General features: G+C 37.7%; 9 protein-coding genes. 5 read left to right on the top strand and 4 right to left on the bottom strand.

The window, feature by feature from the left end; all coding sequences use genetic code 11:
• Window positions 1-343 precede the first annotated feature (343 nt).
• The gene (locus ACN0TV_RS15925; protein ID WP_417364166.1) at window positions 344-1,036 is read left to right on the top strand and encodes a hypothetical protein; all 693 of its coding nucleotides are present in this window, start codon (window positions 344-346) and stop codon (window positions 1,034-1,036) included.
• A gap of 93 nt (window positions 1,037-1,129) precedes the next feature.
• Here the strand turns inward: ACN0TV_RS15925 and ACN0TV_RS15920 are convergent, their stop codons facing one another.
• From ACN0TV_RS15920 to ACN0TV_RS15905, 4 genes are all read right to left on the bottom strand, one after another.
• On the bottom strand, window positions 1,130-1,393 hold the full coding sequence (locus tag ACN0TV_RS15920) for a Txe/YoeB family addiction module toxin (RefSeq protein ID WP_417364164.1): 264 nt from the start codon (window positions 1,391-1,393) through the stop codon (window positions 1,130-1,132).
• Between the two features lie 22 nt (window positions 1,394-1,415).
• Window positions 1,416-1,526, bottom strand: a complete 111-nt coding sequence (locus ACN0TV_RS15915; RefSeq protein WP_417364162.1) for a DUF2683 family protein — start codon at window positions 1,524-1,526, stop codon at window positions 1,416-1,418.
• Between the two features lie 151 nt (window positions 1,527-1,677).
• The gene (locus tag ACN0TV_RS15910) at window positions 1,678-1,890 is read right to left on the bottom strand and encodes a hypothetical protein (protein WP_417364160.1); all 213 of its coding nucleotides are present in this window, start codon (window positions 1,888-1,890) and stop codon (window positions 1,678-1,680) included.
• A 12-nt stretch (window positions 1,891-1,902) separates the two neighbouring features.
• On the bottom strand, window positions 1,903-2,394 hold the full coding sequence (locus ACN0TV_RS15905; protein ID WP_417364158.1) for a DinB family protein: 492 nt from the start codon (window positions 2,392-2,394) through the stop codon (window positions 1,903-1,905).
• 322 nt (window positions 2,395-2,716) lie between these two features.
• On the opposite strand from ACN0TV_RS15905, the gene ACN0TV_RS15900 reads away from it, so the two are divergent.
• The 4 genes from ACN0TV_RS15900 to ACN0TV_RS15885 all read left to right on the top strand — a co-directional run bounded on the left by ACN0TV_RS15900 (window position 2,717) and on the right by ACN0TV_RS15885 (window position 6,071).
• Entirely contained in the window at window positions 2,717-3,673 is a 957-nt protein-coding gene (locus ACN0TV_RS15900; protein WP_417364168.1) for a helix-turn-helix transcriptional regulator, read from the top strand.
• 72 nt (window positions 3,674-3,745) lie between these two features.
• The gene (locus ACN0TV_RS15895) at window positions 3,746-4,300 is read left to right on the top strand and encodes a glutathione peroxidase (protein ID WP_417364156.1); all 555 of its coding nucleotides are present in this window, start codon (window positions 3,746-3,748) and stop codon (window positions 4,298-4,300) included.
• 138 nt (window positions 4,301-4,438) lie between these two features.
• Window positions 4,439-5,605, top strand: coding sequence for a gephyrin-like molybdotransferase Glp (glp, locus tag ACN0TV_RS15890; protein ID WP_417364154.1), 1,167 nt, complete (start codon window positions 4,439-4,441; stop codon window positions 5,603-5,605).
• A gap of 25 nt (window positions 5,606-5,630) precedes the next feature.
• Window positions 5,631-6,071 (top strand): molybdenum cofactor biosynthesis protein MoaE, encoded by a 441-nt coding sequence (locus ACN0TV_RS15885; protein ID WP_417364152.1) that lies wholly within the window; start codon window positions 5,631-5,633, stop codon window positions 6,069-6,071.
• Window positions 6,072-6,101 lie beyond the last annotated feature (30 nt).

Below are 6,101 nucleotides of genomic sequence, written 5' to 3'. Positions count from 1 at the left end.
GCAATTTGGCTTTATTGAAAATCTTTTCTTGCCATGCCACCTCAGAAATGGCACCGCATGCAGCATTAGCTACCCTGGTGGTTTGAAGGAGCAATATGGTCTTGTGATCGGTAGGCAAAAGCTTGATTTTCAAGGTCAATTTCATAGTACAAAGTTCATAAAAGTTGGTACATGATTACCAGTCAATAAAAAATAGTTATTAACAAAAAGGGATTACTGCTTTCCTCCCATCCACTAAAGATCAATGGGTTTGCGCAGTAAGTTTATGAAAAATAATCGGGTCATATTTTTTTGTTTTCTTCTGTTTTCTGTTGGAATCTTTGCTCAAGAGTTTCAAGTGACAATGGTACATTCTCATAATGATTACAATCAAGATCCCCCATTTTGGAGCGCCTATTCTAGTGGAGTTAATAGTTTAGAGGTAGATGTGTTTTTAAAGAACGGCGTGCTCTATGTTACACATGACGAGGGTGGAATTATTCAGGAAAGAACCCTAGAAGAATTATACTTAAAGCCACTTCAAGAGCAATACGGAACTACAAAGAAAATTCAAGACCCTAGGGAAGTTCAACAGTTGCAAATTTTAATAGATTTAAAGTCGAAGGCTGCTATAAGTCTAGATGTCTTGGTAAATTTATTGAGTCATTACACTGAACTTACAAGTCATCATAAACTCCGTTTTGTAATCTCCGGAAATCGTCCTGAACCGGAAAAGTATAGTAGCTATCCTGGTTTCATTTGGTTTGATCATCAAGACTTATCACCTATTTCAGAACAAGCAATGAAAAAGGTAGCGATGATCAGTATGAATTTTCGTCAATTTTCTAGTTGGGATGGAAACGGTGAAATGACTGCGGATGAAATCGAAGCGATAGAGCACGCTATAAATACCGCTCAGAAATATCAAAAGCCATTTCGTTTTTGGGCCACTCCTGATGATAAGTCTGCATGGGAAACCTTTGCCCGTCTTGGTGTAAGTTATATTAACACCGATCAACCTTATCAATGCGTGCAGTTCGTAGCCAGCCTAAAGTAGAGAAACAATGTCGAGGTTTTTTTAATGCGTCTGCCTGGAGAACCAGGGCGATGCTCGCTCGATAGGGTTTTAAAAGAGAGATAAAAAAGTAAATTAGTAATGGCCTTTTAGCCAGTATATTTTTATTACTCCTGTATCTGTAACCTTGTAAACCAACCTGTGTTCCCAGTTGATCCTCTTCGACCAAAAACCGGAAAGATCATATTTTAATGCTTCGGGTTTTCCTATTCCCTCAAAAGGGTGTTTTTCAATGTTCTCGATCAACTTGAATATTTTTTCATTATGGTTCGGTCTCCAGTTTTTTTTAGCACATTTAAATGCTCTTTGGCTTTTTAGGAGAAAGCAATTCACAACCATTACTCTTTTTCTAGAAATTTCTTTAGTTCTTTTTTCCCTCTTTCATCTGTTTTTCACTTTCCTTGATTTCTGCAACAGATTCGGTATTGTAAGTGCTTCCCTCTGAAGTTTCAAAAGGATCTTTTAATACCATCGTGAATACAAATAATGTGCTCAAGACAAGAATACAGCCGACTGACATAAGGATAAAGAGGATCCGTCTCAAAAAATATGGGGCCAAAGAACTGAATAATATTGGGTATTTTCTGCGTCTTGACCCCAGAGTTTTGGTGGTTGGTATCTTATTAAAGTTCTTCACAATGGAAGCCCTGTATCTCAAGGGCTTTGGCAAATTTCTTTGCGGATGGTTCCCTGGTTTCAACTCGGAGGATCTTATCGCAATCCTCCAAGTCAAAATTCCAACGTTCGTTTTTACGAGCCAATTGATTTAAGTTAGACTTTAAACCTTTGACTTGTGATTGATTGATGACGTTTGTCTTGAATATATAAACTGGCATAAATAGTATTTATTAATGTTCCCAGAAATAAGGCGGCTCTATATTAAGACTCCTTAAGTAGACATACCCCTGTCCTCTATGGTGGATTTCATTATCGATGAAATAAAATATGGAGGAGAGGACTGTGCCCTCATATTGACCAAAGGTCTTGATGCTTTTATGAAAATCTTCCAATTTGATTTTAGGGAAATACTCATTGATAACCTCTGTGGTCTCATCCCAGGCTTTTAAATAATTCTCTTTTTTGTTTTGGTAATCAAACTCTTCAAATTTTGCAGTTTTTCCGTCCACTATTTCCTTAATTCCAGGCCCTGCAATGGCTAGCATTTCCTGAATTAATTTTGCATAGGTTCGCATACCTCCAATGCTATGGGTAAAGAATTCTTTTTCTGGAAAGGCCTCAATTGTTCTTCTGGTAAGCCCACGATGTCCCTGCCAATGGTTTAAGAGTTCTTTAGGGGTCATAACTGTTGCTTGTTGGGTTTGTGTTTTTGAATTTTCCATAATAAATAGATTTGTGTGATTTTGATTTCTCTCCAAAAGTATAAGAGGTATATGACAAGGGTATGTCAGTAGTGAAAAAAATAATTAAAAAAAATGTAAATCATGATGACATTGGGCTGTCACAAAGGAAGTGTTCCTTTGTAGGGTATTTTAAATCAGATCATTATGAGAATAGTCACATCATTTGTAATTCAATCCTTGTATAGACCGCGTGTTGGCGGTTCTTGGGTTTTTAACTTATTATATAATAAAGAAACTCATGACCTTTGAAGAGCGATACTTTCAATGGATGTTTTATCTTTGGGCTATAGCCCAATCAGTTATGAGTGATGAAACCGTTAAACGGTTCGATAGAATCGTATCCATACACATCCAACTACAGTCCAAAAAAATTGTTCGCGCCCAGGATTTGGCAGATCGATTCCAGGTGAGCTTAAGAACAATTTATAGGGACATCCGTACCTTGGAATCTTCGGGGGTTCCGATTGTTAGTGAGGCCGGAGTGGGCTACAGCATCATGGAAGGTTATCGACTACCTCCTGTGATGTTTACTAGGGAAGAGGCGGGCAGCTTTGTGGCTGCGGAGAAACTCATGGAGCAATTCACCGACGATACCTTGGGGGCCTACTTTAAATCTGCCATGTATAAGATTAAATCCGTACTTCGCGGTGGGGAACGTGATTGGATAGATGCCATTGAGTCTAAAGTTAGTATCAATCAATCTCGAAATTTGTTTAACAAGGACATTCCTGACGCCCTTGAGATCATCTTCGAGAGTATTGCCGAAAAAAAACAATTATTTTTGATTTACCAGTCGTTGGAAGCGGATGCGCCTAGCGAGAGAAGTATAGAAGCCGTTGGGCTGTTCCACGAGCATAATTATTGGTATTTGATGGCGTATTGCCATCTTAGAAAGAATTATCGGCAGTTTAGAACTGACCGAATGAAGCGCATTAAAAGGACGTCAATACCTTATTTATATACGCACGGACCCATAGAGGATTATAGGGTAGAAAGGCCAGAAAATGAAAAAACGAAAATCGTTCTTCTGATTGATAAGCAAGTAGCTCGTTATATGAAAAGCAATGCAAATTATCATGGTTTGTTGTCAGAAGTTCCCAAAGGGGATAAGGTAGAGATGACCTTTATGACTTCTAATATAGACAACGATTTTGCACGTTGGTATTTGATGTTTGCTGACTATGCAACAATTATAGAACCTATTTCGTTGAAAGATAGGGTACGTGAAATATTATCTGCTGCTAACTCAAGATTGTAGAATTTAAATTTAGCAGTATTTAAAGACTGTTTTTCTGCAAAGTTTTGTACCTTGTTTTTAAATAATAGACCTGTGAAAAATATAATAGTCTTATGCTTGTTATGGTGCTCAGCCGTAGTGAGCGCTCAAAATGTGAAAGAAATGAATGACACTTCTATTTATCAATTTACCGTTAAAGATATTAACGGAGAAGATTTTGCATTAAGTGACTTGGAAGGTAAAAAGCTTATGATTGTAAACACGGCTAGTAAATGTGGTTTAACGCCTCAGTATGAGCAATTAGAAAGTTTATACAACACCTATAAAAATCAAAATTTTGTCATTGTTGGATTCCCTGCTAATAATTTTGGCAATCAAGAACCGGGAAGCAATGAAGAAATTGCTGAATTCTGCCAAGCTAACTACGGCGTTAGTTTTCCTATGATGAGTAAGATTTCAGTGAAAGGGGATGATATGCACGCCCTTTATAGGTTCTTAACTCAAAAAGAGAAAAATGGGGTTGAAGATTCAGAGGTTGCATGGAATTTTCAGAAATATCTTATCAATGAAAATGGGCAATTAGCCAAAGTGATCTCTCCCACAACATTACCGACAGACCAAAGTGTAATAGACTGGATTGAGCAGTAGATAAAACGTGTACTTAGCTGGGATTTTATCCAATTGAAAATTAGTTAAATTAAGACCGGTTACTCTTGAATTTCTTTATGTGAATTACATAAAGATTAGTAAAGTATTGCTTAAATTTGTTTGTCTAAATCGAATCACATGATTACTGTTGCGCAGGCATTATCCCTTATCGAGAAGCATGTTAAATCCAATAATTTTTGTGAGTTAGGCATCACTGATGCACTTGGTTTTGTTTTAGCCCAAGATGTGGTGTCCGATATCGATTTACCACCTTTTAGACAATCTGCCATGGATGGATTTGCAGTGCGAACATGGGCGGAAAATGAATTCACTATAAAAGGAGAAATACAAGCGGGTTCAAGTGAGGAGGTTTCTCTTCAAAAAGGAGAGGCTGTCCGAATTTACACAGGCGCTAGAGTTCCTAGAGACGCAGATAGGGTCATTATGAAGGAGCATGTGGAGGATCTGACCTCACACATTCAGGTGGTTAATTTTCAGCAGAAAACCAATATCAAGGCTCAAGGAGAACACATAAAGCGTGGTGATGTCGTCTTGTCAAAAGGAGTCGTACTCAATACAGCGGCTCTTTCTTTTTTAGCGGGCTTGGGAGTCGCTAAAATAAAGGTATATAAAAAGCCAAATGTAGCCGTTTTGATCAGTGGAAATGAACTTTTGCAACCCGGTGATCCTTGGGAGCAAGCAAAAACCTATGATAGCAATTCTTTTATTTTACAATTCTTACTCAAGAGTATTGGAGTAGAACAGGTCACTTTGCATTATGTAAAGGATGATGTTCAAGCTTGTGTGTCCACCGTTGGAAAGCTTCTTGAAAGCCATGATTTTATAGTGGCCACCGGTGGAATTTCCGTGGGAGATTACGATCTAATGCATATGGCATTTGAGGCAAATCATGTAGAGGAACAGTTTTATAAAATCAATCAAAAACCTGGGAAACCGATTTATTTTGGATTAAAAGGCGATAAAGTGATTTTCGGACTTCCCGGAAACCCGGCGGCATGCTTTATTAACTTTCAGGTCTATGTAACACCCGCCTTAAGACGAAGGTTTGGCAAAACATCCTTTAGTTTTAAAATAGGAGTTTGTGATCAAAGGATTGTAAATAGGTCGAATAAGGCCTTGTTTTTAAGAGGTACCTGCACTAATGGAATTCTTGAAGTATTTGAAAATCAAAGTTCGTCCTTACTTCAGAGTTTAATTGGGGCAAATGTGCTGGTATACATCCCAGAAGATGTGGAGTTTATTGAAATTGGAGATCAAGTTCAATATCTGGATTTAGTTCAGTAATTTTACGAAAAGGAAAAACAACAATATGGAGCGGAAGAAGAAAAAAGTATTTATAGAAGGGGCCATATCTCCAGAGTTTATCGCAGCATCTATTGCAAAACATCAATCCAAACACTCTATTGGAGCACACAATATCTTTTTAGGTCAAATCAGAGCTGATCGCAAGGATGATAAGACGGTGGCTGCAATTGAATATACGACCTATGAGTCGATGGCAGATGAGAAGTTCCACGAAATTCGTGAAGATGCCTTTGCGAAATATGATCTTAACTGTATGCATATTTACCACAGTATAGGAAGGGTAGAAGTGGGAGAGATTTGCTTTTTTGTTTTTGTTTCTTCTCCTCATAGAACTGGAGTGTATCAGGCTACTGAAGAAATTGTCAATCGCATCAAATCGGAAGTTCCAATATTCGGTAAAGAATTATTCCAAGACCAGACCCATCAGTGGAAGGTCAATAAATAATAGGAAAATATAAAATTTAAAGGTGTTAAT

Origin of the sequence: Galbibacter sp. (genome assembly GCF_048266365.1) — a bacterium.
GTDB lineage: Bacteria > Bacteroidota > Bacteroidia > Flavobacteriales > Flavobacteriaceae > Galbibacter.
Note: the sequence above shows the minus strand (reverse complement) of the source record. Positions and strands in the feature narration are given on the sequence as shown.

Bases quoted from the DNA above. Each gene is read 5' to 3' on its own strand.
- ACN0TV_RS15925 (WP_417364166.1), top strand. From the start codon at position 344: ATGGTACATTCTCATAATGATTACAATCAAGATCCCCCATTTTGGAGC.
- ACN0TV_RS15885 (WP_417364152.1), top strand. From the start codon at position 5,631: ATGGAGCGGAAGAAGAAAAAAGTATTTATAGAAGGGGCCATATCTCCA.
- ACN0TV_RS15910 (WP_417364160.1), bottom strand. From the start codon at position 1,890: ATGCCAGTTTATATATTCAAGACAAACGTCATCAATCAATCACAAGTC.
- ACN0TV_RS15915 (WP_417364162.1), bottom strand. From the start codon at position 1,526: ATGGTATTAAAAGATCCTTTTGAAACTTCAGAGGGAAGCACTTACAAT.
- ACN0TV_RS15905 (WP_417364158.1), bottom strand. From the start codon at position 2,394: ATGGAAAATTCAAAAACACAAACCCAACAAGCAACAGTTATGACCCCT.
- ACN0TV_RS15920 (WP_417364164.1), bottom strand. From the start codon at position 1,393: ATGGTTGTGAATTGCTTTCTCCTAAAAAGCCAAAGAGCATTTAAATGT.
- glp (WP_417364154.1), top strand. From the start codon at position 4,439: ATGATTACTGTTGCGCAGGCATTATCCCTTATCGAGAAGCATGTTAAA.
- ACN0TV_RS15900 (WP_417364168.1), top strand. From the start codon at position 2,717: ATGAGTGATGAAACCGTTAAACGGTTCGATAGAATCGTATCCATACAC.